Origin of the sequence: Allobosea caraganae (genome assembly GCF_003351345.1) — a bacterium.
In the GTDB taxonomy this organism is placed as follows: Bacteria; Pseudomonadota; Alphaproteobacteria; order Rhizobiales; family Beijerinckiaceae; genus Allobosea; species Allobosea caraganae.
The window spans coordinates 366546-391569 of record NZ_QQTO01000001.1; the positions used below are offsets into that span (position 1 = coordinate 366546).

22 protein-coding genes and 1 tRNA gene are annotated in these 25024 nt (G+C 66.6%); 22 read left to right on the forward strand and 1 reads right to left on the reverse strand.

What is annotated here, in order from left to right; genetic code table 11:
• Positions 1-15: 15 nt before the first annotated feature.
• The 10 genes from DWF00_RS01695 to DWF00_RS01740 all read left to right on the forward strand — a co-directional run bounded on the left by DWF00_RS01695 (position 16) and on the right by DWF00_RS01740 (position 9472).
• A complete protein-coding gene (locus DWF00_RS01695) occupies positions 16-903 on the forward strand; it encodes an ABC transporter permease (RefSeq protein ID WP_114828799.1) in 888 nt (295 codons plus the stop codon).
• Between the two features lie 64 nt (positions 904-967).
• Complete coding sequence (locus DWF00_RS01700; protein WP_114828800.1) at positions 968-1858, forward strand: ABC transporter permease; 891 nt, start codon at positions 968-970, stop codon at positions 1856-1858.
• Positions 1859-1962: 104 nt separating this feature from the next.
• Entirely contained in the window at positions 1963-2940 is a 978-nt protein-coding gene (locus tag DWF00_RS01705; protein ID WP_114828801.1) for a ketopantoate reductase family protein, read from the forward strand.
• A 194-nt stretch (positions 2941-3134) separates the two neighbouring features.
• A complete protein-coding gene (locus tag DWF00_RS01710; protein ID WP_245973699.1) occupies positions 3135-4184 on the forward strand; it encodes an ABC transporter substrate-binding protein in 1050 nt (349 codons plus the stop codon).
• Positions 4185-4193: 9 nt separating this feature from the next.
• Positions 4194-5075, forward strand: a complete 882-nt coding sequence (locus DWF00_RS01715) for an ABC transporter permease (protein ID WP_114828802.1) — start codon at positions 4194-4196, stop codon at positions 5073-5075.
• The gene (locus DWF00_RS01720) at positions 5072-5821 is read left to right on the forward strand and encodes an ABC transporter ATP-binding protein (RefSeq protein ID WP_245973700.1); all 750 of its coding nucleotides are present in this window, start codon (positions 5072-5074) and stop codon (positions 5819-5821) included. Before DWF00_RS01715 ends, DWF00_RS01720 begins: the two co-directional genes overlap by 4 nt.
• Before the next feature lie 35 nt (positions 5822-5856).
• Positions 5857-7212, forward strand: a complete 1356-nt coding sequence (locus DWF00_RS01725; protein ID WP_114828803.1) for an LLM class flavin-dependent oxidoreductase — start codon at positions 5857-5859, stop codon at positions 7210-7212.
• A gap of 214 nt (positions 7213-7426) precedes the next feature.
• Positions 7427-7503, forward strand: a tRNA-Arg gene (locus tag DWF00_RS01730).
• 353 nt (positions 7504-7856) lie between these two features.
• Positions 7857-9209 (forward strand): GTPase HflX, encoded by a 1353-nt coding sequence (hflX, locus tag DWF00_RS01735; RefSeq protein WP_114828804.1) that lies wholly within the window; start codon positions 7857-7859, stop codon positions 9207-9209.
• A 65-nt stretch (positions 9210-9274) separates the two neighbouring features.
• Positions 9275-9472, forward strand: a complete 198-nt coding sequence (locus DWF00_RS01740) for a hypothetical protein (protein ID WP_114828805.1) — start codon at positions 9275-9277, stop codon at positions 9470-9472.
• A 6-nt stretch (positions 9473-9478) separates the two neighbouring features.
• Here the strand turns inward: DWF00_RS01740 and DWF00_RS01745 are convergent, their stop codons facing one another.
• Entirely contained in the window at positions 9479-9658 is a 180-nt protein-coding gene (locus DWF00_RS01745; RefSeq protein WP_038362276.1) for a Myb-like DNA-binding domain-containing protein, read from the reverse strand.
• A 347-nt stretch (positions 9659-10005) separates the two neighbouring features.
• Between DWF00_RS01745 and DWF00_RS01750 the strand changes: the two genes are divergently transcribed.
• From DWF00_RS01750 to DWF00_RS01805, 12 genes are all read left to right on the forward strand, one after another.
• A complete protein-coding gene (locus DWF00_RS01750) occupies positions 10006-11601 on the forward strand; it encodes an MASE4 domain-containing protein (protein WP_245973701.1) in 1596 nt (531 codons plus the stop codon).
• Complete coding sequence (locus DWF00_RS01755; protein ID WP_114828807.1) at positions 11598-12245, forward strand: response regulator transcription factor; 648 nt, start codon at positions 11598-11600, stop codon at positions 12243-12245. The genes DWF00_RS01750 and DWF00_RS01755 overlap by 4 nt, the downstream gene beginning before the upstream one ends.
• Before the next feature lie 99 nt (positions 12246-12344).
• Positions 12345-12713 (forward strand): response regulator transcription factor, encoded by a 369-nt coding sequence (locus DWF00_RS01760; protein ID WP_114828872.1) that lies wholly within the window; start codon positions 12345-12347, stop codon positions 12711-12713.
• Between the two features lie 351 nt (positions 12714-13064).
• On the forward strand, positions 13065-13715 hold the full coding sequence (locus DWF00_RS01765) for a hydrolase (RefSeq protein WP_114828808.1): 651 nt from the start codon (positions 13065-13067) through the stop codon (positions 13713-13715).
• Positions 13716-13803: 88 nt separating this feature from the next.
• On the forward strand, positions 13804-14088 hold the full coding sequence (locus DWF00_RS01770; protein ID WP_114828809.1) for a XapX domain-containing protein: 285 nt from the start codon (positions 13804-13806) through the stop codon (positions 14086-14088).
• Complete coding sequence (locus DWF00_RS01775; protein WP_114828810.1) at positions 14085-16052, forward strand: amidohydrolase; 1968 nt, start codon at positions 14085-14087, stop codon at positions 16050-16052. The genes DWF00_RS01770 and DWF00_RS01775 overlap by 4 nt, the downstream gene beginning before the upstream one ends.
• A gap of 29 nt (positions 16053-16081) precedes the next feature.
• Entirely contained in the window at positions 16082-16528 is a 447-nt protein-coding gene (locus DWF00_RS01780; protein ID WP_114828811.1) for a DoxX family protein, read from the forward strand.
• Positions 16528-18174, forward strand: a complete 1647-nt coding sequence (locus DWF00_RS01785; RefSeq protein WP_210207877.1) for an MFS transporter — start codon at positions 16528-16530, stop codon at positions 18172-18174. Before DWF00_RS01780 ends, DWF00_RS01785 begins: the two co-directional genes overlap by 1 nt.
• Before the next feature lie 86 nt (positions 18175-18260).
• A complete protein-coding gene (locus DWF00_RS01790; RefSeq protein ID WP_181832587.1) occupies positions 18261-19598 on the forward strand; it encodes an alginate export family protein in 1338 nt (445 codons plus the stop codon).
• Between the two features lie 532 nt (positions 19599-20130).
• Positions 20131-22014 (forward strand): sensor histidine kinase, encoded by a 1884-nt coding sequence (locus tag DWF00_RS29645; RefSeq protein WP_147283675.1) that lies wholly within the window; start codon positions 20131-20133, stop codon positions 22012-22014.
• A gap of 14 nt (positions 22015-22028) precedes the next feature.
• Positions 22029-22457 (forward strand): response regulator, encoded by a 429-nt coding sequence (locus tag DWF00_RS01800; RefSeq protein WP_114828814.1) that lies wholly within the window; start codon positions 22029-22031, stop codon positions 22455-22457.
• Positions 22458-22501: 44 nt separating this feature from the next.
• The gene (locus DWF00_RS01805; protein ID WP_147283676.1) at positions 22502-24949 is read left to right on the forward strand and encodes an EAL domain-containing protein; all 2448 of its coding nucleotides are present in this window, start codon (positions 22502-22504) and stop codon (positions 24947-24949) included.
• Positions 24950-25024: the final 75 nt, after the last annotated feature.

Sequence of the window (25024 nt, forward strand, 5' to 3'; positions counted from 1 at the left end):
GAGAACCAAACCGAGATGCCCGCGACGAAAACCGCCTACGCGCCGCCGGCCTGGCTGCAGGCCTTGCCCTTCGCCGGGGTCTTCGCGCTGTTCTTCGTCGTGCCGCTGCTCTTCGTCGTGATGGTCTCGTTCTGGGACTATAACGACTATTCGATCATCCCCAGCTTCACGACGCGCAGCTACGTCGAGACTTTCGAGGGCTGCTACGACCAGCTGCCCGAGCTCTGCACCATCCTGAGGACCTATCTCTCGACGGTGAAGTTCTGCCTGATCGTCTGGGCGCTGACGCTCGTGATCGGCTTCACCATCGCCTATTTCCTGGCCTTCCACGTCCGCACCGTCACCATGCAGATGACGCTGGCGCTGGTCTGCACCATCCCGTTCTGGACCTCGAACGTCATCCGGATGATCTCCTGGGTGCCGCTGCTCGGCCGCAACGGCCTCGTCAACAGCGCACTCATCAATGTCGGCCTGATCAACGAGCCGATCGAATGGCTGCTCTTCTCGCAATTCTCGGTGGTGCTCGCCTTCGTGCACCTGTTCACCTTCTTCATGGTGATCCCGATCTTCAATTCGATGGCGCGCATCGACAAGCGCCTGCTCGAGGCGGCCTATGACGCTGGCGCCAGCGGCTGGCAGACCCTCTGGAACGTCGTCATCCCGCTGGCCAAGCCCGGCATCGTCATCGGCTCGATCTTCGTCGTCACCATCGTGATGGGCGATTTCATCACGGTCGGGGTCATGGGCGGCCAGCAGATCGCCTCGGCCGGCAAGATCATCGAAACCCGGCTGAACGCGCTGCAATTCCCGCCGGCCGCGGCCAATGCGGTGATCCTGCTGGCGATCACGCTGCTGATCATCACGGCGCTCAACCGTTTCGTCGATATTCGGAAGGAGCTTTGAGCATGATGCCCAAAAGTGGGAGCCGGTTTTCGGACGACATCATGCTCCAGAGGGGGCCTTAGCCATGCGCGAGGGCCGTCCCGCCTCGTTCTACTGGCTCGCCGCCTTCTTCTGCCTGTTCCTGCTCTTCCTGTACGGGCCGATGATCGCGATCTTCGCGCTCTCCTTCCAGGGGCCGACCGGCGGCATGACCTTCCCGATGAACGGGATTTCCTTGCACTGGTTCGGCCGGCTCTGGAGCGGCGGCGGCATCGTCGACATCAAGTCGGCCTTCTGGCGCTCGCTCCAACTCGGCCTCACCGTGATGGTCATCACCATGGTCTTCTCGGTGCTGGCCGGCCTCGCCTTCCGCAAGCGCTTCATCGGCCAGAACCTGCTGTTCTATGTGACCATCGCCAGCCTGATCGTGCCCTCGATCGTGACCTCGCTCGGCATCGCCCTGCAGTTCCGGCTCTTCGACGAGGTGGTGAAGGCCTATGCGCCGGGCTTCATCGCCGACACCTACTCGACCGCGATGGGCATCTTCACCTCGGGCCTGGGCGCGCACCTGACCTGGGCGCTGCCCTTCGGCCTGCTGATCATGTTCGCGATCTTCAACCGCTTCGACGGCAGGCTGGAGGAAGCCGCGCGCGACCAGGGCGCCACGCCCTGGCAGACCTTCTTCCACGTCATCCTGCCGGTGATCCTGCCCTCGCTGATCGGCGTCGGGCTCTTCGGCTTCACCCTGTCCTGGGACGAGATCGCCCGCTCCTCGCAAGCGATCGGCGAGAAGAACACGCTGCCGCTCGAATTGCAGGCCCTGACCTCGACCGTGACGACGCCAGAAATCTACGCGCTCGGCACCGTGACGACCGGCGTCTCGTTCCTGGTGATCGGCCTGGCGCTGGCGGGGATCCTGTTCCTGCGCGCCCGGCAGGCGCGCCATGGCTCCGATGCCGGCAAGGGGCTGAGTTAGCCTCCGATCATGCCCGCTTGATACCGGGACCATGTCTGCGCGGCACTATCGCATCGACTGCGGCTTCCTATAGTCGTCGCGATCGGGCGGGAGAGAGCACAGGCATGCGCGTTGCAATCGTTGGGGCAGGGGCGGTCGGCGGGGTCGTCGCCTGGCACATGGCCCAGGCCGGGCAGAAGCCCGTCATCATCGCCCGGCCGCAGACAGCGGCGCTGCTTTCGGCCGAGGGCCTGACCCTGCAGGCGCCGTCCGTGGCCGCGCAGACGCTGGCCGTGCAGGCGACGGCCGATGCGGCCTCCGCCGGCATCCAGGACCTCGTCATCGTCGGCTTCAAGGCGCAGGACTGGGAAGGCGGGCTCGACCTCGTCAGGCCGCTCGTCGGGCCGTCCACCATCGTGCTGCCGATGCTGAACGGCATCCCCTGGTGGTATCTCGACGGGCTCGGTCCCCAGTTCGGCGACCGGACGCTTCAGGCGGTCGATGCGAACGGCGCGATCGACGCTGCCATCTCCGCCGGGCAGATCCTGGGCTGCGTCGTCTATATCGGCGCCAACCGGCCCGCGCCGAACGTCGTCACCTGGAACGGCAGGAAGCGCCTGATCATCGGCGAGCCTCTGGCGGCGCAGGGCGGCAGGCTCGCGGAGGTCGTGGCCTTCCTGAAGGCGGGCGGCATCGATGCCGAGCAGAGCGACGATATCCGCCTGGAGGTCTGGCTGAAGCTGCTCGGGAACGCGGCCTATAACCCGATCTCGGCGGTGACCGGGGCGGCGATCGACAAGATCGCCGACGACCCCGCGACCAGGGCGGTGGCCAAGGCGATCATGGCGGAGTGCGTCGCTGTCGCCGGTGCGCTCGGTGTCGCCGGCCTGCCGGACCTGGAAGTCCGCCTGCAGGTGCCCCCGACCCTGATCGGCGTGAAGACCTCGATGCTGCAGGACATGGAGGCGGGCCGGCCGCTCGAGCTCGGCGCGATCGTCGCGGCGGTGGCGGAGCTCGGTCGCCGGACCGGCGTGCCGACCCCGACGATCGAATGCGTCGGCGCGCTGGCCGCAAGCGCCTGGCGGCAGCGCTGGGGCGGGTGACGCGCTGCCGCTGCCGCAGCGTCGCTCCATCCGTGCCCAAGCGCTCGGCGAGGAGATTCGTGCCCGGATCGTAGGAATCGCAAAGAATCCTTCCCTTCTACGTTGTTCTTTAAAAAGAACATTCTATTTGACATAGAGAACGATACGGGAGGAAGATTTCGGCTCGCATTGGGCGACGCAGCCGAGGCTCCGACATGCCATTCCTCCATTCCGGACAGTTCAACAGGGCGCGCCGCAACGCGATGGGTTTGCTGGCGGCGACGCTTGCGCAGCTGTCCTTGCTCGGCCTGTCCGCTGGGCCAGGCCTTGCGCAGCCTGCCCTTCCGACCCAGGTCCCGAAGGGGACCAAGCTGGTCGCCGCCGATCAGAACGAGGCCTTGCAGACCTTGATGCGGGCCTCCGGCGCACAGGACAAGCTGTCCAGCACCGTCACCTATGCCAATTTCCTTGGCGGGCCCGCGATCCTCGAGGCTTTCCGCGCCGGCGCGCTCGATCTCGCCTCCGTCGGCAATACGCCGCCGATCCAGGCTCATGCCGCCGGCGAGCGCGTCCTCATCGTCGCCGCGCGCGTCTCCTCGGAGACGGATTACTTCTTCGCCGCCCGTCCCGGCCTCAAGCTCGCGACGCTGGAGGATTTGCGCGGCAAGAGCATCACTTATGGCGAGGGCACCGGGCGCCAGCCCTTCGTCCTGAATGCGCTGAAACTCGCGGGCCTGACCAAGAAGGACGTCAAGCTCGTTCCGCTTCGCGCCGGCGACTTTCCCGATGCCGTCCGCACCGGGCAGGTCGATGTTGCCGCGCTGAACGAGCCCCATTTCTCGCGCTACCTCGCCGATTTCGCCGATCGCGGCGCCAGCGCCCTGCCCAGCGAGCAGAACCGGCGCCTGCCGAAGAGCTTGAGCTATCTCTATGCCAGCCAGAAGGCGCTCGACGACCCGGCGAAGGCGGCCGCGATCCGCGAGTTCGTGGCGAACTGGATCGACGCCAACCGCTGGTCGCGCAGCAACGCCGATGCCTGGATCGACTCCTATTACGTCAAGCGCCAGAACCTGAAGCCGGCGGATGCGCGCAAGATCGTGGAATCCGAGGGCGACTTCTCCTTCCCCCTGCTGTCGAGCCTGATCCCGAAGCAGCAATCGCTGATCGATGTGATCTTCGAGGCCGGCGACCTGCCCAAGCGCCTGGACGCGCGTGAGGAATTCGATCTGCGCTTCGACGACGTCATCGGCAGCAAGACCAACTGAGCTGCAGCCATGACCGACACAGCCGGCAGCAACGTCTACTCGCCCTATCTTCCGCAGCGGGGTCATGAGAGTGAGCCGAGGCCCGGCGCGCCGGCTGGAGCGCTGGCGCGCAAGCCCTCGCGGCTCGCGTTCGGGCGGCTGCCGCGCGGCGGCATCCTGTTCGGGCCGGTGCTGCTGATCCTGGTCTGGGAATTCGCCTCGGCCATCGGCTGGCTCTCGCCAAAATTCCTCGCGGCGCCGTCGACGGCGCTCGTGACCGGCTACGACCTTCTGGTCTCCGGCACGCTTGCCGAACATTTCCTCGCCTCGGCCAAGCGGGCCTATCTCGGCCTCGGCATCGGCGTCGCCATCGGACTCGCGCTGGCGCTCGCAGCGGGGCTCAGCCGCATCGGCGAGGCCTCCATCGACGGGCTCGTCCAGATCAAGCGCGCGGTGCCGACGCTGGCCCTGATCCCCCTCGCGATCCTTTGGCTCGGCATCGGCGAGGTCATGAAGATCGCGCTGATCGCGTCGAGCGTGATGGTGCCGATCTACATCAACACCCACGCCGCCCTGCGCGGCATCGACCTGCGCCATGTCGAGCTTGCCCGCAGCGTCGGCATCACAAGGTCCGAGTTCCTGCGCGAGGTGGCGTCGCCGGGCGCCTTGCCGGGCTTCTTCACCGGCTTGCGGCTGGCCGTCACCACCTGCTGGACCGCGCTCGTCGTGCTGGAGCAGATCAACACCAGCGAAGGCATCGGCTACCTGATGAACCGGGCGCGCGACTACGGCCAGACCGACATCATCGTGGTGGGCCTCGCGATCTATGCCGCGCTCGGTCTCGGCTCCGATCTCGCCGTCCGCTTCTGGGAGCGCAGGGCGCTGGGCTACCGCAAGGCGCTCAACTCGTGAACGCGCTCGCACAGCCCCTGAACCTGCCGCCGGAGCGCGCCGGCACCGAAGTCCGCCTGCGCGGCGTGACGCGCAGCTTCTCCGGCCGCACGGTCCTGCGCGACGTCACGCTCGACTTCGCGCCGGGCGAGTTCGTGGCGCTGATCGGCAAGAGCGGCTCGGGCAAGAGCACGCTGCTGCGCGCGATCGCCGGCCTCGACGACGGCGTCGATGGCTCCGGCACGATCGCGGTTCCCGACGACCGCTCCGTGCTGTTCCAGGATTCGCGCCTGCTGCCGTGGAAGACCGTGCTGCGCAACGTCGTCTTCGGTTTCCGCGCCCCCGATGCCGAGGCGCGCGGCCGGCGGGCGATTGCCGATGTCGGCCTTGCCGGGCGCGAGGATGCCTGGCCCAACGCACTTTCGGGCGGCGAGCAGCAGCGCGTCGCGCTGGCGCGCTCGCTCGTGCGCCAGCCCCGCCTGCTCCTCGCCGACGAACCGTTCGGCGCGCTCGATGCGTTGACGCGGATCAGGATGCACGGGCTGCTGTTCGATCTCATCCGCCAGCGCAGGCCGACCGTCCTGCTCGTCACCCATGATGTCGACGAGGCGATCAAGCTCGCCGACCGCGTGCTGGTCATGGATGACGGCCGCATCGTGCTCGACCGCCATGTCGGCCTGCCGCATCCGCGCCCGAAATCGGACGCCCGCTTCGAGGCGCTGCGGACCAGCCTCCTCGCCGCTCTCGGCGTCTCCGACGACGTCTGAAACCAGATCCGACCCCGCAGCCGAAGGCTCGTGCCATGACCCGCGAACTGCATCTCAACCTGTTCATCTCCGGCCGCGGCCACCACGAGACCGCCTGGCGGCATGACGGCTCGGCCCGCCGCGCGCTGACCGACATCGCCCACTACCGCGATCTCGCGCTGGCGGCTGAGGCGGCGAAGTTCGACTCGGTCTTCTTCGCCGACCAGCTGGCGCTGGGAGACGAGGTCGAGCATGCGGCGAGGGGCGATCTGGAGCCGATCACGCTGCTTGCGGCGCTCGCCACGCTCACCGAGCGGATCGGGCTGATCGCGACGGCCTCGACGACCTATAGCGAGCCCTACAATCTGGCGCGCCAGTTCGCCTCGCTCGACCATATCAGCGGCGGCCGCATCGGCTGGAACATCGTCACCTCCTGGGTGCCGGCGGCCGCGGCCAATTTCAGCCTGGAGCGGCAGCACGAGCATGCGGAGCGCTATGCCCGCGCCTTCGAGTTCGTCGATGTCGTCTCGAAGCTCTGGGACAGCTGGGCGGCGGACGCCATCGCCGACGACCGCGAGAGCGGGCGCTATGCCGACGCCGGCCGCGTCCGCAAGATCGGCCATCGCGGCGAGCATTTTCAGGTCGCGGGCGCGCTCAACGTGCCGCGCTCGCCGCAGGGCAGGCCCGTCTTCGTCCAGGCCGGGTCCTCGACGACGGGGCGCGGCTTTGCGGCGCGCTATGCCGAGGCGGTCTTCACCGCCCATCTCCAGAAGGAATCGGCGATCGAGTTCTACTCCGACCTGAAGACCCAGACGCGTGCGCTGGGCCGGCGCGCCGACCAGATCGTCGTCCTGCCGGGGATCAGCGCCGCGATCGGCTCGACCGAGGCCGAGGCGGCCCGGGTATGGGAGGAGCTGAACGAACTCTCCCATCCCAGCGTCGGCCTCGCCCGCCTGAAAAGCCGCTTCGGCGGCCACGACTTCTCGCATCTCAAGCTCGATCAGGTGCTGTCGGTCGACGATTTTCCGGATCCGTCGCTGGTCCAGGCCTCGCAGAGCCGGGCGCAGGCCATCACTGCGCTGGTGGCGCGCGAGCGCCCGACATTGCGCGCCTTGCTTCACGGCCTGGCCGGCGCGCGCGGGCACTTCACGGCAACCGGAACGCCCGAGCAGATCGCGGCCACGATCGAGGACTGGTTCGTCTCCGGCGCCGCCGACGGCTTCAACGTGATGCCGCCGATCCTGCCGACGCAATTCGCGATCTTCGCCGAGCATGTCGTGCCGATCCTGCGCAAGCGCGGCCTGTTCAGGAGCGAGTATGCCGACCAGACCCTGCGCGAGCGCTACGGGCTGGATCCGGTCGCCAGCGCGTTCTTCGATGCGGACGAAACCTACCGCCAGCGTTCCGCCTGACGGGTGGGGGGCCCCTTGCGGGAGGCCAGTGCCTATCGGCGGACGATCCGGCGGCTGCGTCGCATCTCCTGAAATCCTTGGCCGGCCAGTGTCCTGCGACCTGGCCGGATCGCCTGAGCGGCTGTCGGCACGCCAGGGCGACAGCCAGCTCGGATGTCGCCCAAATCCCTCGTTGCCCAAGCGCCGGCAATCAGCTATCCAGCGTGCACGGATTGCGCCCGTAGCTCAGCTGGATAGAGCGTTGCCCTCCGAAGGCAAAGGTCACACGTTCGAATCGTGTCGGGCGCGCCAAATCCGCCGGGGATACTACGCCAGATTATGCTGGAACCGCCTCATTCCACCCTCGACCGCCGGAGCTACGCCGGTCGAAAAGGGTCGGGAATCCGGCGTAGGAGATGCGACGGCATCGGGCGGTGAAAACGTTCGAATCGTTTCAGGCGGATTCGGCCGCTTCATGCCCATCAGGGTCATTCGCGTGCCATGATTGACCTCCCGAAAGCGGACAACTCCTAAACGTCCTCGACTGGCGGAGGTCGGCTGGCAGCCCGGTCTACGCTGCTGCCTTGCCGAGGTCGTCGCAGCGCCCGCTCAGGCTCTAACGCAACGTGTCGAAGCTTGGACGCGTCCGTGCTACTTAACTTTTCATGGAAACTAGAGCCCCGATTCCGCTGGCTGTCCTCGTCGGCATCCAGACGCCGGATATCCTTGATGTTGCACACGAAGCCAGCCTCGAGGAGTTGGGGCGCCTGGTGAAAACCCTGGGCTATGAAGTGGTCGGCAGGGTATCGCAGAAGCGCGAGAGCACCGGCGCCGCGTTGCTGCTGGGCAGCGGGAAGCTTGCGGAACTGGCGGCGCTGACCGGCGGCACCGGTGTGGTCGGCTCGATGGCGCCGCCTCCGAAATCCAAGGCCCGGCAACGGTTTGAAGGCGCCAGCGAGACTGTCGACACGGTTCGGCCCGATCCGGATGCCACCCGCAAGCCTGAATTCGTCATCGTCGACCATGAGCTCTCGCCCAGCCAGATCCGCAACCTGGAACGCGCCACCGGCGCCGAGGTGCTGGACCGCACTGGCGTCATCGTCGAGATCTTCCACCGCCATGCCAACACCCGCGAGGCGAGGCTGCAGGTGGAGATGGCGCGTCTGAAATACGTGGCCCCCCGCATGCGGGAGTCTTCGGCAGGCGGCGGGCGTCAGCAGGGCCCGGGTGCCGGCGAAAGCACCCTGGACCTCGATCGCCGTAAGATCCGCGACCGGATCTCGGAGCTGAAGGACCAGCTGGAAGCGGTGCAGCGCGACGGCGACCAGCGTCGATCCGCCCGCCGCGACCAGTTGCGAGTGGCGCTGGTCGGCTACACCAATGCGGGCAAATCCTCGTTGATGCGCGTCCTCACCGGCAGCCAGGTGCTGGTAGAGGACAAGCTGTTCGCCACTCTCGACACCACTGTCCGCATTTTGCAGCCGGAGACCCGGCCCCGCGTGCTCGTCTCCGACACGGTCGGCTTCATCAAGCAACTGCCACATGACCTCGTCGCTTCGTTCCGCTCCACCCTGGCGGAGGCACTGGAAGCTTCGCTGCTGCTGTTTGTGGTCGACGCGTCGGACCCGACCTATGAAGCGCAGCTGGAGGTCAGCCGTAGTGTGCTGCGTGAGATCGGGGCGGATGTGGTGCCGTCCCGCCTTGTGCTCAACAAGCTGGATCTGGTGGACGCTGCCGGGCGCGCGGCTCTGATGGACAAGCATCCGGACGCGATCTTGCTGTCCGCCCACGCGCCTGAGGATGTGAGCGCGTTGCGGGACACCATCGTCGCCTTCTTCGAGGCGGCGATGGTGGAAGACGTGCTGGTGCTGCCTTATGCGAAACAAGGGCTGATCGGCGAGGTGTACGAAAGCGCGCGGGTCCTGTCCGAGGAACACAACGAGACTGGCCGCGTGCTGAAGGTGCGCGGCTTGCCAGGCGCCATCACACGGCTGCGGCGGACCCTTGCCGCACGCTGAGCCTCCGATGTCGGGGGGCACATAGCGGGCATTGTGGAATGAATGAAGGCCTGCAGGAACGACCCGTGAGCGAGGCCGACGATCCGCAGATGCTGGCCCATATCGAAGCGAACGTCCGGCTTCCGAGCTTCAAGGAGTACGATGGTTCGCCAGTGGATAGAGCTGTGCAGTTGAAAAGGGCCTTGGACACGCTGCGCCTGAAACGGACGTTGCATCATCGTCCAACAGTGGCCATCGGCTTTGCGGCCAAGGCCTTGGCGTGAGCACGGCTAACGGAGCTTGGCGATCCCGATGCCATCGAGTTTGGCGCGGTCTTTGATGGATTCTTCGCTGCGGGTCATCGCTTTCGAAATCGCCTTCAGTGCCATGCCCTTCTTGGCGAGCAACTTTAGCTTCTCCAGTTCCTCATGCGTCCAGGGTTGGCGATGCCGTTCAAATCGCTCGGTCACAATCTGCTCCTGCTCCCTGCCGGGACACCTCCGGCGTTCGCACCATCTATAGCAGTGATGGCGACGAATTTGGCCGCAGTATGGATGCGTGCTGAGCCCATCCGCTCGCTCGGCGCCATAAGCGGAACTTAGGCCGCCGTCAGAAAGCGGACTTTGAAAATCATTGCGTCTGCAATCGTGAAATCCGGAACGGATGTTAGATGCGTCCATCCGGGCCGCGCCCGGCAAGATGAGTCCCGAAGACCAGCCGCATCACATCGATCGTCAGATTTGCGCTGATTGTGGTACCCAGTCAGCGGACCGGCGCGGCCACTTGGCTGGTCGTGCGTGGCGATATGCGAGGTTCTGTGAGTTCATTCGAAACGATGCCCAGCGGGCTCTCGCCCCTGGCATCGCCGCCGACCCGATACCAGCTTCGGCTAGCGGCGAGCCTGTCCGCGCTGCTGGTCCTGGCGCTGCTCGTGACCGCGCCTTACGCTCGCCAGCCGGCCGCCAGCACCGAGGCCCTGCTGCCGGCCTACGCCGCAGCCGTGCTCGTCGTCGAGTTGCTCACCGCGGCGCTGCTCATGGCTCTGTTCTACGTGCAGCGTTCCCGGGCGATGCTGCTGCTCGCGGTGGGCTATCTGCTATCGGGCGTGATGGCGGTGCCGTGGGCGTTGACCTTTCCCGGCGTGTTCGATGCGCTCATGCTCGACGGCGCCTTGCAGGGTACCGCTTCGATTGCGGCGATCAGGCGTCTGAGCTTTCCGCTTTTCGTAATCGCCTATGCTGTCCTGTCCGATCGCGAGTTCCCGTCGGGCTCCGCGCCAAGGATCATCCTTGGCAGCATCGCCAGCGTCCTGGCCGTCGTGGCCCTCGCCACGTGGTTCATCGTCTCGCACGACGATGCGCTGCCGCAATTTATGGTCGATGCGCACAATGTCAGCGGGCTGTGGCGCTTCGTACCGGCGGCGGCCGTGGCCCTGTACGGTGTCGGCCTGATTGCGCTGGGCCTGCGCCGGCGCTCGATGCTCGACATCTGGCTGATGGTCGTGCTGTTCACGCTGCTGATCGAGATCCTGCTGATCTCCTATATCAGCGGGGGCATCCGGCTCAGCGTCGGATGGTGGGCCGGAAGGTTCTACGGATTGACCTCAGCCAGCCTCGTGTTGCTCGTTCTCCTGTCGGAGGCAACCACGGTCCATGCTCGGCTGGCGCGCTCGGTCTTGGCCGAACGCCGGGCCCGCCAGAACCGGCTGACCGCCATGGAGGCGCTCTCGGCCTCGATCGCGCACGAGGTCAACCAGCCACTCGCCAGCATGGTAACCAACGCCTCGGCGGGGCTGCGTTGGCTCGAGCGCGATCAGCCCCATATCGACGAGGCGAAGGCGGCGTTCGGACGGATCGTCACGGAAGGTCACCACGCCAGCAAGGTCGTCACCGGCATCCGCACCATGTTTTTGAAGGGAGCTCAGGAGCGTGTGCCGCTCGATCTCAATCATCTCATCGACGCCGTGCTGACCCAGTGCAACGATGAAGCCAGACTCGGCCGCATCTCGGTCTCGACCGCGTTGGAGGCTGATCTGCCCCCCGTCATCGGCAATCCCGTGCAGTTGCGGCAGGTGGTCACGAACCTGGTCGACAATGCCGTCGACGCCATGCGCGGCACCGCCGAACCGCGCTTCCTGCGCGTCACCTCGCAACGCCATGAGTTCGGCGAGGTGCTCGTCGCCATCGCCGATAGCGGGGCTGGTTTGGCGGGGGTCGACAAGGATCGTATATTCGAGCCTTTCTTCACGACCAAGCCGGATGGGATGGGAATGGGGCTGATGTTCTGCCAGTCGACCATCGAGGCCCATGGCGGGCGGCTATGGGCGGTTGACGACGTGCCGCGGGGGGCCATTTTCCGGTTCACTCTGCCAGCCCCTGCAACGGCGCCGCGCTCTTCTGAGCCGATCCGATGAGCGCAGATCGGTCCATCGTCTTCGTCGTCGATGACGACCCCGCGATGCGGGTCTCGTTGGAAAGCCTGCTGCGGTCGGTCGGCTATTCGGTCGCGTCTTTCGAGTCGGCGCGCGACTTTACCCTGATGCAACGCCCGGACCTGCCGGGTTGCCTGGTGCTCGATGTCAGGCTGCCGGGCCTGAGCGGACTCGAATTCCAGCGCGAGCTGGGTCGCTCCGCCAATCCGCTGCCTATCGTCTTCATCACCGGCCATGGCGATGTGCCCATGTCGGTCGCCGCGATGAAGGCCGGCGCCGTCGAATTCCTGACCAAGCCCTTCCGCGACCAGGAGTTGCTCGACGGTGTGCACCGCGCGATCGAGCTCGACCGGCGCGCGCGCGCCAAGGCCACTATGCTGGCCGAACTGCGTGCCCGTGCGGCAACGATGACGCCACGCGAGCGCGAGATTTTGCCGCTCGTCGCGGCCGGCCAGATGAACAAGCAGATCGCGCAGGCGCTTCAGCTCAGCGAGGTCACCGTCAAGGTGCATCGCGCCCAGGTCATGCAGAAGCTGCGGGCGAAAACGGTGGCCGATCTCGTGCGCATCGCGGATCGGTTGGCGGCCGATGCGGATGCGAACCAGCCGGACGACACCAGAGTATAATTGTCCCGGTCCGTCGGCTTTTCCATGCTCGGGGTCATCCGAACCCACGAGGCCGCTGCGACGTCCACCCGCGGCCTCGTGCATAACAGAAGCCGACGGATGCCCGGGAACGCCTTGATCGCCGTGGTCGACGACGACGCCTCGGCTCGTGATGCGCTGGTGGACCTCGTCAGGGCGATGGGCTTCGGTGCCGCGGGCTTTCGGAGCGCGCCCGATTTCCTGGGCTCGAAGCTCCTGCCGCAGTCGGACTGCGTGATCGTCGACATGCGGATGCCTGGGATGGGCGGGATCGAGCTGTACGCCCACTTGTGCGCGAGTGGAATCGCGATCCCGACCGTGCTCGTGACGGCCTATCCGGATGAGGCGACGCGGAAGCATGCGCGCGAGATCGGGATCGGCTTCTATCTGTCGAAGCCATGCGACCCGGACGAACTGCTGCACTGTCTCGCGCAGTTGCGCAGCCGTTGAGGCGGCCGTTCGCCACGCGGTCCCGGTTCCGGTTCCAGCACGCCGCCTATCCCCGGGCAGGAGCTGCGCGACACCTCAGTATAATTGCTCCGACCCGCTACCCGTTCGTAACACTTCGCCATCGTTAGAACGGATAGCGATGAATGTCAGCACCGGCCATCCCGGCCAGCACGCGGTCTCCGCACCATTCCCCAGTCTTTCGCCATGCCGGCTGCTTGGGACCAGAACAGCGTTGGCGCTGCGGCAGGCCCGCAGGCGCGAGGCCGGTTGCCGATTTCGAATTCGCGAAACTGACTGCGCCTCGCGCGCGTCAGCTCGACCCATCGATCCATCGCCACAGGGATAATCGACATGCCAACCGCCAAACCGCTGCCGGGCAAAGCCCTGCTGACACCTCAGGATCACACGCTGATCCTGATCGACTTCCAGTCTCAGATGTCCTTCGCGACCAAGTCGATCGACGCCGTCGCACTGCGCAACAACGCGGCGCTGATCTCCCATGCCGCCGCCGGCTTCGGCGTCTCGACCATCCTGACCACCGTCGCCGAGAAGAGCTTCTCCGGCCCGATGTTCGAGGAGATCACCGCGGCCTTCCCGGGCCAGGCGCTGCTCGACCGGACCTCGATGAACACCTGGGAGGACGCCGCGGTGATCGCGCGCGTCAACGAGATCGGCAAGCCGCGCATCGTGCTGGCCGGGCTCTGGACAGGCGTCTGCATCGTCGGCCCGGCGCTTTCGGCCATCGAGCAGGGCTTCGAGGTCTATGTCATCGCCGATGCCTGCGGCGACGTCTCGGATGAGGCGCATGAGCGCGCCATGGAGCGCATGATCCAGGCCGGCGCGCGGCCGATGACGGCGCTGCAATACCTCCTCGAGCTGCAGCGCGACTGGGCCCGCACCGGAACCTACGAGCTGACCACCGGCATCGCCAAGAAGTTCGGCGGCGCCTACGGGCTCGGCATCATCTACGCCAAGAGCATGTTCGGCGCGCACGAAGGCTAAGTGTCGCAGTGCGCCGGCCCCTCAGGGACCGGCGCGCTCCTTACACCGTTCAAACCATCGACTCGCTGCCACCCGCCCGGAGGGTGATATGAAGCTCTACGTCATGGCTCTGGGCGCCGGCCTCCTCGTCGGCGTCATCTACAGCCTGCTCAACGTCCGCTCGCCGGCGCCGCCGGTGGTGGCGCTGATCGGCCTGCTCGGCATCCTCGCCGGCGAGCAGATCGTGCCGATCGCCAAGCGCGTGATAGCCGGCGAAAGGCTCAGCCTCGGCTGGCTCAGGAGCGAATGCGGCGAGCACGTCTTCGGCGCCCTGCCGGCGCGGCCCGCGGCCAAGGATGGCGAGCGCGACACGTCCGGGAGCGCCCGGTCATGAACCCGACACGCAGGCAGGCCGCCATCGGCGGCGCGGCCGGCGCCTTGTCGGCCCTTCTCGGCGGTTCAGCCGCAGCCCAGACCTCAGGCTCAGGAGCCAGCGCCATGACAGCCGACCTCATCCTGGTGAACGGCCGCTTCACCACGCTCGACCAGAGCAATCCGAACCCGCAGGCGGTGGCGATCGCGGGCGGGCGCTTCCTCGGCGCCGGCACCGAGCAGGACATGCGGGCGCTGGCCGGCCCGGCGACCGAGATCATCGACCTCGGCGGCCGACGCGCCGTGCCCGGCCTGATCGACAGCCACATGCACATCATCCGCGGCGGGCTGAACTTCAACATGGAGCTGCGCTGGGACGGGGTGCGCTCCCTCAGTCAGGCCATGGAGATGCTGAAGAAGCAGGTCGCGGTGACGCCGCCGCCGCAATGGGTGCGCGTCGTCGGCGGCTTCACCGAGCATCAATTCGCCGAGAAGCGCCTGCCGACGCTGGACGAGATCAACGCGATCGCACCGGACACGCCGGTTTTCATCCTGCACCTCTACGACCGCGCCCTGCTGAACGGCGCGGCTCTGCGCGCCGTCGGCTACGACAAGGACACGCCGAACCCGCCCGGCGGCGAGATCCTGCGCGACAATGCCGGCAACCCGACCGGGCTGCTCCTGGCCAAGCCGAACGCCTCGATCCTCTACGCCACCCTGGCCAAGGGCCCGAAGCTGCCGCCGGAATACCAGCTCAACTCGACGCGGCATTTCATGCGCGAGATGAACCGGCTCGGCGTCACCACGGTGATCGATGCCGGTGGCGGCTTCCAGAACTACCCGGAAGACTACGCCATCATCGAGAAGCTGCATGCCGATGGCGAGCTGACGCTGCGCATCGCCTACAACCTCTTCACCCAGAAGCCGAAGCAGGAACTGGCCGATTTCGAGAGCTGGTCGAAGCAGGTCAAGCCGGGGCAGGGCGACGATCTCTACCGCCATAACGGCGCCGGCGAGATGCTGGTCTACTCCGCCGCCGATTTCGAGGATTTCCGGGTCGAGCGCCCGGACATGCCGTCGTCGATGGAGGGCGATCTCGAACCGGTCGTGCGGCTACTCGCCCAGAACCGCTGGCCCTGGCGCCTGCACGCCACCTATAACGAGACGATCACGCGGGCGCTCGACGTCTTCGAGAAGGTCAACCGCGACGTGCCGCTGCAGGGCCTGCACTGGTTCTTCGACCATTGCGAGACCATCACCGACCGCAATATCGACCGCATCGCCGCGCTCGGCGGCGGCATCGCCGTGCAGCATCGCATGAGCTTCCAGGGCGAGTATTTCGTCGAGCGCTACGGCGCCAAGGCCGCCGAGCGCACTCCGCCGATCGCGCGCATGCTGGAGGCCGGCGTGCCGGTCGGCGCCGGCACCGACGCCACCCGCGTCGCCAGCTACAACCCCTGGGTCTCGCTGGCCTGGCTCGTCACCGGCAAGACGCTGGGCGGGTTGAAACTCTATCCGCAGCGCAACCTGCTCGACCGCGAGAGCGCGCTCAGGCTCTGGACGCAGGCCAATACCTGGTTCTCGACCGAGGAAGGCAAGAAGGGCCAGATCAAAGCCGGTCAACTTGCCGATCTCGTCGTGCTCGACCGCGACTACATGTCGGTGCCGGAGGACGAGATCCAGGATATCGAGAGCGTGCTCACCCTGCTCGGCGGCAAGCCGGTCCATGGCACCGGCGATTATGCCGGTCTGGCGCCGCCGCTGCCGCCGGCCATGCCGGATTGGTCGCCGGTCAGGAGCTTCGGCGGCTACCAGAAGCGCGCCGCGCTGGACGACCGCAAATATGCCTTCGCGGCTTCGTGCGGTTGCGCCAGCGCCTGCGGCGTCCATGGCCACGCCCATACCGGCGTGCTCGCGGCCGCCGCTCCGGCGCGTGACGAAGGCGCCTTCTGGGGCGCACTCGGCTGTTCCTGCTGGGCCTTCTGAGCGACAGATGTCATCGAAGGATTTGCGCCATGCCGGCCTCGCCGCTCTCCGCCATCCAGCAGGCCGTTGAAAACCTGCTCGGCCAGTCCTGGCTGGCGCTCCTCGCCCGCTTCGCGGTCGCGCTGCCCTTCCTGCTCAGCGGCATCGCCAAGCTCGCCGATCTCGGTGGCGCGACGGCCGAGGTCCGGGGCCTGACCGGGTTCGAGCCCGCCGCGCTCTTCGCCGTGCTGGTCATCGTCACCCAGCTCGGCGGTTCCGCCCTGCTGATTGCCGGCGGGCGCCATGCCTGGATCGGCGCGGCCGCTCTTGCCGGCTTCACTGCCATCGCGACGCTCTTCGCCCATGCCTTCTGGCTGAAGCCCGCGGGCGAGCGCTTCCTGCACCAGAACATCTTCTTCGAGCATGTCTCGATCATCGGCGGCCTCGCCCTGCTGGCGGTGCTCGCCTCCCGCTCCGCCGGAGGCGCACGATCCTGATGGCCGACATGCCCAACACTGCCCCGAAGGCGCCGCCGCCATCGGCCTTCTCGCCACTGCGGCAGCCGGTCTTCGCCGTGCTCTGGGCGGCGACGATCCTCGGCAATGTCGGCACCTTCATGCGCGACGTCGCCAGCGCCTGGCTGGTGACGGACCTTTCCGGCTCGCCCTCGGCCGTGGCGATGATCCAGGTCGCCGGCACCTTGCCGATCTTCCTGCTGGCGATTCCCGCCGGCGTGCTCTCCGACATTGTCGACCGCCGCAAGCTGCTGATCGGCGTGCAGATCCTGCTCGGCCTGATCAGTGCCACCCTGCTGGCGCTGGCGCTCGCCAACAAGCTCACCGTCGAGATCCTGGTCGGGCTGACCTTTTTGGGCGGCATCGGCGCGGCGCTGATGGGGCCGACCTGGCAGTCGATCGTGCCCGAGCTCGTGCCGAAATCCGATTTGCGCAACGCGGTCGCGCTCAACTCGCTCGGCTTCAACATCGCCCGCTCGATCGGCCCGGCGCTGGGTGGGGCGCTTCTCGTCGCCTTCGGGGCGGCCGCGACCTATGGCGCGGATGTGCTCAGCTATGTCTTCGTCATCGCGGCCCTGGTCTGGTGGCGGCGCCCGGCCGGAGCGGATGACGAACTGCGCGAGCATTTCGGCGGCGCCTTCCGGGCTGGCTTACGCTATGCCCGCGCCAGCCGCGAGCTGCACCGGGTACTGCTGCGCGCCACGCTCTTCTTCATTTGCGCCAGCGCGATCTGGGCTTTGCTACCCTTGGTCGCCCGCCGGCTGCTCGAGGGCAGCGCCGGCTTCTACGGCTTGATGCTGGGCGCGGTCGGCACCGGAGCGATCATCGGAGCCATCGTGCTGCCGCGCATCCGGGCCCGCACCGGCGTCGACGGCATCATGCTGGGCGCGGCGCTCGCCACCGCCGCGATCACGGCGGCGCTGGCAGCGGTGCCGCCGCAATGGCTCGCAGTCATCCTGCTGCTCATCCTCGGCGGCGCCTGGATCGCCGCGCTGACGACGCTCAACGGCACGATCCAGGCGATCCTGCCCAACTGGGTGCGCGGCCGCGGCCTGGCGATCTACCTCACCGTCTTCAACGGCGCCTCGGCCGCCGGCAGCCTGCTCTGGGGCATTGTCGCCGAGGCGATCGGCATCCACGGCACGCTGGTCGCGGCGGCGCTGGCGCTGGTCGTCGTCGCCTTTGCGGCCTTGCGCCTGCCGCTGCCGGCGGGCGAGGCCGACCTGACGCCGTCCTCGCATTGGCCCGAGCCCGCCATGGCCGAGCCGGTCGAGCATGATCGCGGCCCGGTCACGATCACGATCGAATACCGCATCGCCCGCGAGAACCGCGCCGCCTTCCTCGCCGCGATCGCCCGGCTCGCGCCGGAGCGGCGGCGCGACGGCGCCTTCGCCTGGGGCGTTGGCGAGGATGCTGCCGATCCCGAGCGTATCGTCGAATGGTTCATGGTCGAGTCCTGGGCCGAGCACCTGCGCCAGCACAAGCGCGTCTCGCAGGCCGATGCCGACATCCAGGCCGAGCTGGCGCGCTTCCATGCCGGCCTGGACGCTCCCGTCGTCACGCATCTGCTCGGCCTGTCCGCACATCGCGACAATGACCAGGCCGGCGCTGCGGATCGCACCGCATGAGCGGAGGATGGGGGCTTGGATGCCGCCTCCACCTGCTTGCCGGCGCGCTGTTGGCAGCGGCGCCTGGGCTCGATGATAAGCCGGCATTGGCCCAGACCGCCGCCAGCCGCCCAAGCTACGAAAACCATCGCTTCAACGAGGATTGGTCGCCGTTGCGCGACCCGGCCTTGCAGACGGACCTGCTTGATCCGCTCAAATGGATACCCCTCAACCGCGACGGCTCCGCCTACCTGACACTGGGCGGCGAGCTGCGCGCCCGCTACGAATCCTCGCGCGATCCGGTCTTCGGCCTCGGCACGCCCCGGCGCAACGACTATGCGCTGCTGCGCTCCTTCCTGTTCGCAGACCTGCATCTCGGTCCCAATGCCAGGGGCTTCTTCGAACTGGCGAGCGGCTTCGCACCCGGCTGGGCCGGCGAGCCGCCGCCGACGCAGAAGGACCAGCTCGATCTCCTGCAGGCCTTCGGCGAGCTGTCGCTGCCGGCCGACGGCGGTGCGCTCATGCTGCGCGGCGGCCGTCAGGAAATGAGCTTCGGCTCCTCGCGCCTCGTGTCGGTGCGCGAAAGCCCAAATATCCGCCGCGCCTTCGACGGGGTGCGTGCCGCCTGGATCGGAGCCGGCGATACGCGGATCGACGCCTTCATCGTCCGCCCGGTCGCGCCGCAGCTCGGAACCTTCAACGACAGCAACGACCGGAGCCAGCTCTTCTGGGGCGCCTATGCGACGGTCGCGATCCCCGCCCTGCCCGGCCTCAAGGCCGATCTCTACTATCTCGGCCTGGAGCGCGACGAGGCCCGCTTCGCCCAGGGCGTGGCAACCGAGCGACGCCACACGCTTGGTACGCGGCTCTTCGGCAAGCGCAGCGGCTTCGACTGGAATGTCGAGGCGGCCTTCCAGTTCGGCAGCTTCGGCACCGCCGACATCCGCGCCTGGACCGTCTCGGCCAATCTTGGCTACACCTTCGCCGACCTGCCCTTCTCCCCGCGTCTCGGGCTGAACGCCGACGCGATCAGCGGCGACAGGAACCTGCGCGACAACCGGCTCGGCACCTTCAACCCGCTCTTTCCGAAACTGCCTTATTTCTCCGAGGCCAATCTCGCTGCGCCGGCGAACCTGCTCGACCTCCAACCGAACCTGACCCTGGCGCTCACGCCGAAGCTCAACGTCACACTCGGCTGGAACCCGCTCTGGAAGCAGGCCGAGGCGGACGCCTTCTATGCGCCGCCGCTGACGCCGGTCAGGGGCTCTCCCGGCGGGAGCGGGCGCTTCATCGGCCAGCAGACCAGCGCGTCGTTCGAGTGGAGCGCGACGGAGCACCTGACGATCGGCGGGACCTATGTCCACTACACGCCGGGCGAGCGGCTGAAGCAGGCCGGCGGACGCTCGGGCGATTTCGCCGCCGGCTGGGCGCAATTCGTGTTTTAGAGCATCGGACCGAAAAGTGGAATCCGATTTTTGGAAAAATCCGATGCAACAACAAAGGTCTAGATCGCCACTTTGCGTCCGGTAGGACGCACGGCGATCTAGTCGCGGGCGCCCGCCAGATCGGCTCTTAAATCGGTGGCGGCTTTGCGTTCGATGCGGACTTTTTAAGTTTGCACCCGCCGCAAACCTCCCTCTCCACACAGCCTGAATGCGCCATGAGCCGATCCGAAAACGGACCTTCCTATAATCGCGCTCAGAGGGTCGCTGGGCAGAAGAGGTACGCGTAGCGATCGGCCGCCAGGCTCTGGTGCGATCGCTTGCCTGGCCCCGATACTTCAGCTTTTGCTCAGAATATGACGGAGAGGTTTCCCTTGAAGTCATGGTCCTGCGTGTCTTCGGCCAGTTGCCCGGTAGAGGACGGCCGAGCGTTGCGTTCCGGCGGATCGCAAGGCGGCCCCGGACGCGAAAACCTCACCGAATGCCATCGGCACAATCGAGCTAACGACAAGCCCGCCCGCTCGTCGAAATCTTGGTGACGCAGCGTCAGATTCAGGGCAGGAATAATCGAGAGAAGAGGGCTGGATGCCGGGGGGCTTGGCTTTCAAATATGCTCGAGGCGGCGATCCAGAAGGTGACCCCTGCGAACAAGGTCGCTCGCGCGGTGCTGATCTTTGCACCGCTCGCGCTGGCCGCGATGCTCGTGTTCTATCTGCTCTACGCGACGCAGTTGTCGGCCACGCAGAAAGTCATCGCGTCCGGGCAAAAACAGCTCGTCGAGGTCGGCTACACCACGCTGGTCACGACGCTGGCCGCGATCGGCAACGATGCCGAATTCGTCTCCGACGAGCCCGTGCTGCAAAAATGGCTGGCCTCTCGGGACCCGGCTGACCGAGAGATCCTGCTCGCCCAGTACCTCTCATTCGCCAGGCACCGGGCCCTCTATGATCAGGTCCGATTCATCGGCCTGGACGGCCAGGAGAACGTGCGGGTCAACTGGAACTCCGGCTCGCCCGAGGTCGTCCCCGACGACCAGCTGCAGAACAAGGCGGACCGCTACTACTTTCAGCAGACGCTGAAGCTGCAGCCCGATCAGGTCTATTATTCGTCCTTCGATCTGAACGTCGAGGCCGGCGCCATCGAGCAGCCGATCAAGCCGACCATCCGCGTCGGCGCCGCCGTGCTCGACGCCGAAGGCCGCAAGCGCGGCGTCATCGTGCTCAATTACCTGGGCCAGCGCGTGCTGGACCGTGTCAGGCGGCTCGCGGTGGATGGGCTGGGCGAAGCCTGGCTCGTCGATGCGCGCGGCTATTGGCTGCTCGGCCCCAGCGCCGCGGATGAGTGGGGCTTCATGTATCCTGGCCGGGGCAGCGCGACATTTGCGAGCGTCTATCCGGCGGCTTGGGCGCAAATCAACGGCACCGGCAAATCGGGCCAGTTCTCCGCCGACGGCGATCTGTTCAGCTATGCGGCGGTTGCGATGCCCGACGATGCAATGACGGGGCAGGAAACCCTGTCGCCGGCGTCGTCCGCGCCGAACTGGTTCCTGGTCACGCGCACTCCCGCCTCGACCTATTCGCAGGCCAACCTGCAACTGGCCCAGGAGTATCTTACGGCGCTGGCGGCGGTGCTGCTGCTTCTTGCCGCGATCGCCTGGGTCGTCTCCTATCATGGCGACCGCCGCCGCCAGGCCGAGAGGCAGGTGCTCGACCTCAATCGGCGCCTCGCCCGCGACAACGTCGCGCTTCAGAACCTGAACCGGGAGCTCGAGAGCTTCAGCTATTCCGTGTCGCACGACCTGCGCGCGCCGCTGCGCTCCATCGACGGCTTCAGCAAGGCGCTGCTCGAGGATTGCGGCGATGCCCTCGACGAGACCGGCCGAAACTACCTGATGCGGGTGCGCAACGCTGCGCAGCGCATGGGGAATCTCATCGACGACCTGCTCAAGCTGGCACGCGTCTCGCGCTCCGAGATCACCAGCGACCTCGTCGATCTCAGCCTCCTGGCTCGCAAGATCTGCTCCGACCTGAGGCAGCGCGACCCGCAGCGGAAGATCGAGGTCAAGATTGCGCCGGATCTTCAGCTGCGCGGCGATCCGCGGCTTTTGCAGATCGCGCTGGAGAACCTGTTGGAGAATGCCTGGAAGTTCACCTCCAGGCGCGAGCTTGCCCAGGTTGAGTTCGGCCAGATGATGCACGCGGGCGATCCGGTCTTCTTCGTGCGCGACAATGGCGCCGGCTTCGACATGGCCCATGCCGACAAGTTGTTCGGCGTCTTCCAGCGCCTCCACGCCATGACCGAGTTCGAGGGAACCGGCATCGGCCTCGCGACGGTGCAGCGCATCATCGCCAAGCATGGCGGCCGGGTTTGGGGCGAGGCGGAAAAGGGCCGCGGCGCCACGTTTTTCTTTGCGTTGTAAGGGGGCGAATTGCCATGAAGCCGATACTGCTGGTCGAGGATAATCCGGACGACGAGGAGCTCACGCTGCGCGCGTTTCGAAAGAACAACATCAGGAACGAGATCGTCGTCGCCCGCGACGGCGTGGAGGCGCTGGATTATCTTTTCGCGACGGGAGGCCATGCCGATCGGGAGCCGGGCACTCCACAGGTCATCCTTCTCGATCTCAAGCTGCCCCGGCTCGATGGCCTTGAAGTGCTTCGCCGCATCCGCTCGGACGAGCGCACCAAGCTGATCCCGGTCGTCATCCTGACCTCGTCCAGGGAAGAGCAGGACCTGGTCGACGGCTACAGCCTCGGCTGCAACAGCTACGTTCGCAAACCGGTCAATTTCGACGAGTTCATGGAAGCTGCGCGCCAACTCGGCATGTACTGGCTCCTTCTCAACGAGGCGTCGCCACGGTGAGTGCGGTCCATGCCAGCACCGGTTCCGGCGGGAACGCGCCGCGGGTGCTGATCATCGAAGACGCGCCGGATGATGTCGAGTTGCTTCTTCTCACCTTGCGGCGAGCCGGCCTGAAGCCGGATTATCGCGTGGTGGATACGGTGTCCGGCATCGAGGATGCACTTGGCAACCATGCCTGGGACATCGTACTGGCAGACTTCAACGTGCCGGGAACCGATTTCGCGACGATCCTCCGGCTCAGCAAAACGGCTGATCCCGACCGGCCGGTCATCGTCGTGTCCGGCTCGATCGGCGAGGAGACCGCAGTCGAGTTGATGCGTAACGGCGTTGCCGACCTGATCCTGAAGAGCAACATGGCGCGGCTGGCGCCAGCGATTGTGCGCGAATTGACCGCCGCCCGGCAGGAGCTGGCACGGCGCGAGGCGGATCAGCGCTTCCGCAACATCGTCGAAGTGACCGGAGACTGGATCTGGGAGACCGACGAGGCGCATCGCTTCACGTTCTTCTCGGAAGCGACCGAGCGCAGCAGTTGGCTCGACGCTGCCGGCAACCTCGGCAAGACGCGCTGGGAGCTGACCGACGCCGAACCGGACGGCGACCAGGATTGGCGCCAGCACAAGGCGGATCTCGCGGCGCGCCGGGCATTCAGAAACTACCGGGTATGCTTCGGCAAAGACGCCGGCCGCCACCATCTCGTCAGCAGCGGCGTGCCGTTCTTCGACCGGAACGGCGTGTGGCGTGGCTACCGCGGCATAACGCGCGACGAAACCCCGATCATCGAAGCCTATCGCAGGGCCGAAGAGGCGGAGACCCTGCTCCATGACGCCGTCGACAGCATATCCGAGGGCTTTGTCGTCTTCGACGCTGAGGACCGCGTCGTGATGGTGAACGAGGCCTATCGGAGTTTCCACGCGGAGATCGCCGATATCATCAAGCCGGGCGCGACCTTCGAAGAGCTTCTCAAGGCCGCAATCGCATGCGGCATCTATCCCGACGCCGTCGAGCACGAGGCCGAATGGCTCGCCGCCAGAATGGCGGAGCACCGCGACCTCAGCGGCAACAGCCTGCGCCGCCTGAAGGATGGCCGCTGGATGCTCGTCACCGAGCGACGCATGCGCAACGGCGGCACCGCCGGGTTGCGCATGGACATCACCGCATTGAAAACGGCTGAGGCCGAGCGCGACTATCTCTCCTACCACGACGCCATTACCGGCCTCCCCAACCAGGCGCTCTTTACCGATCGGCTAGCCCAGGCCCTCGTGCAGATGCACCGCTCCGGCGTGTCGGTCGCCGTGTTGAGCCTGGAGCTGACTTCCCTGGCCGACATCCGCGTCAGCCAGGGGCTCGAGGCCGGTGAAGCCGCCCTGCACGAGACCGGAAACCGTATCCAGGCGGCGCTCGCGGCGGGCGACACGGTGGCGCATGTCGGCAACGGCCGCTACCTCGCCTTTTCCGGTGAGAGCGGTTGCGAAGCCAAGCTTGCCGCGACCATCGCGCGGGTCCTGCGCTCCACCGAGCAGGGTTTTGAGTTCAATGGCGCCGATGTGCCGCTTCGCATCGCGATAGGCGTCAGCGTTGCGCCGAGTGACGGCGAGGAGCCGGACGGGCTCATTCGCGCTGCCACCACCGCGCTGAGCGGGGTGAAGGCAAACCCGCTACGCCGCTACCAGTTCTACCGCGCGGAGATGACCAAGGCCGCTGTCTTTCGCTGGAACATGGAGGCAGATCTCCGCCGCGCGATCGAAAAGAAGGAATTCCTGCTTCACTACCAGCCGCAGCTCGACACCAGAAGCTACCGCGTCGTCGGCGTGGAAGCGCTGCTGCGCTGGGCGCACCCCGAACACGGCATGATTTCGCCGGGTCAGTTCATCCCCGTCGCCGAAGAGACCGGGCTGATCGTGCCGCTGGGGGAATACGCGCTGCGACTGGCTTGCACGGAAGCGCGCGGCTGGCACGATCAACTCGCCGTCTCTGTCCCGGTCGCCGTCAATCTCTCGGCGGTGCAACTGGCGGAAGCTGGTCTGGAAGATACGGTGACCGCCATCCTGCGCGAAACCGGGTTGCCCCCCAGCATGCTGAAGCTGGAACTCACCGAAAGCGCGATCCTGAGCGACGCGGCTGCGGCCACCCGCACCATGCAGCGGTTGGCCGAAGGCGGCATCCGCTTCGCGCTCGACGACTTCGGCATGGAGCATTCGTCGTTGAGCTACCTGTCGCGCCTGCCGATCGACACCCTGAAAGTGGATTACGCCTTTGTCTCGAAGATGACCGAGGACCGAGCTCACGCCGCCCTTGTACAGGCCATCATCTCCATGACGCACTCGCTCGGCATGGTCGCTATTGCCGAAGGGGTGGAGCGCTCGGACCAGCTCTTCTATCTGCAGGCCTATGGTTGCGACGCCCTGCAGGGCTTTCTGTTCAGCCGTCCTTTGCCGCTCGCGGCGCTGCTGCAAGTGCTTGCAGCGGGGATCGTCATGCCCGCTGCAGCGTGACATCACCGACGATGGCGGTCGGCGGCCGGACGCGGCGAGTGGCTCAAGCCCCGCCTCGACATCCTGCACGCCATG

Bases quoted from the DNA above. Each gene is read 5' to 3' on its own strand.
- DWF00_RS01695 (WP_114828799.1), top strand. From the start codon at position 16: ATGCCCGCGACGAAAACCGCCTACGCGCCGCCGGCCTGGCTGCAGGCC.
- DWF00_RS01700 (WP_114828800.1), top strand. From the start codon at position 968: ATGCGCGAGGGCCGTCCCGCCTCGTTCTACTGGCTCGCCGCCTTCTTC.
- DWF00_RS01705 (WP_114828801.1), top strand. From the start codon at position 1,963: ATGCGCGTTGCAATCGTTGGGGCAGGGGCGGTCGGCGGGGTCGTCGCC.
- DWF00_RS01710 (WP_245973699.1), top strand. From the start codon at position 3,135: ATGCCATTCCTCCATTCCGGACAGTTCAACAGGGCGCGCCGCAACGCG.
- DWF00_RS01715 (WP_114828802.1), top strand. From the start codon at position 4,194: ATGACCGACACAGCCGGCAGCAACGTCTACTCGCCCTATCTTCCGCAG.
- DWF00_RS01725 (WP_114828803.1), top strand. From the start codon at position 5,857: ATGACCCGCGAACTGCATCTCAACCTGTTCATCTCCGGCCGCGGCCAC.
- hflX (WP_114828804.1), top strand. From the start codon at position 7,857: ATGGAAACTAGAGCCCCGATTCCGCTGGCTGTCCTCGTCGGCATCCAG.
- DWF00_RS01755 (WP_114828807.1), top strand. From the start codon at position 11,598: ATGAGCGCAGATCGGTCCATCGTCTTCGTCGTCGATGACGACCCCGCG.
- DWF00_RS01760 (WP_114828872.1), top strand. From the start codon at position 12,345: ATGCCCGGGAACGCCTTGATCGCCGTGGTCGACGACGACGCCTCGGCT.
- DWF00_RS01765 (WP_114828808.1), top strand. From the start codon at position 13,065: ATGCCAACCGCCAAACCGCTGCCGGGCAAAGCCCTGCTGACACCTCAG.
- DWF00_RS01770 (WP_114828809.1), top strand. From the start codon at position 13,804: ATGAAGCTCTACGTCATGGCTCTGGGCGCCGGCCTCCTCGTCGGCGTC.
- DWF00_RS01775 (WP_114828810.1), top strand. From the start codon at position 14,085: ATGAACCCGACACGCAGGCAGGCCGCCATCGGCGGCGCGGCCGGCGCC.
- DWF00_RS01780 (WP_114828811.1), top strand. From the start codon at position 16,082: ATGCCGGCCTCGCCGCTCTCCGCCATCCAGCAGGCCGTTGAAAACCTG.
- DWF00_RS01785 (WP_210207877.1), top strand. From the start codon at position 16,528: ATGGCCGACATGCCCAACACTGCCCCGAAGGCGCCGCCGCCATCGGCC.
- DWF00_RS01800 (WP_114828814.1), top strand. From the start codon at position 22,029: ATGAAGCCGATACTGCTGGTCGAGGATAATCCGGACGACGAGGAGCTC.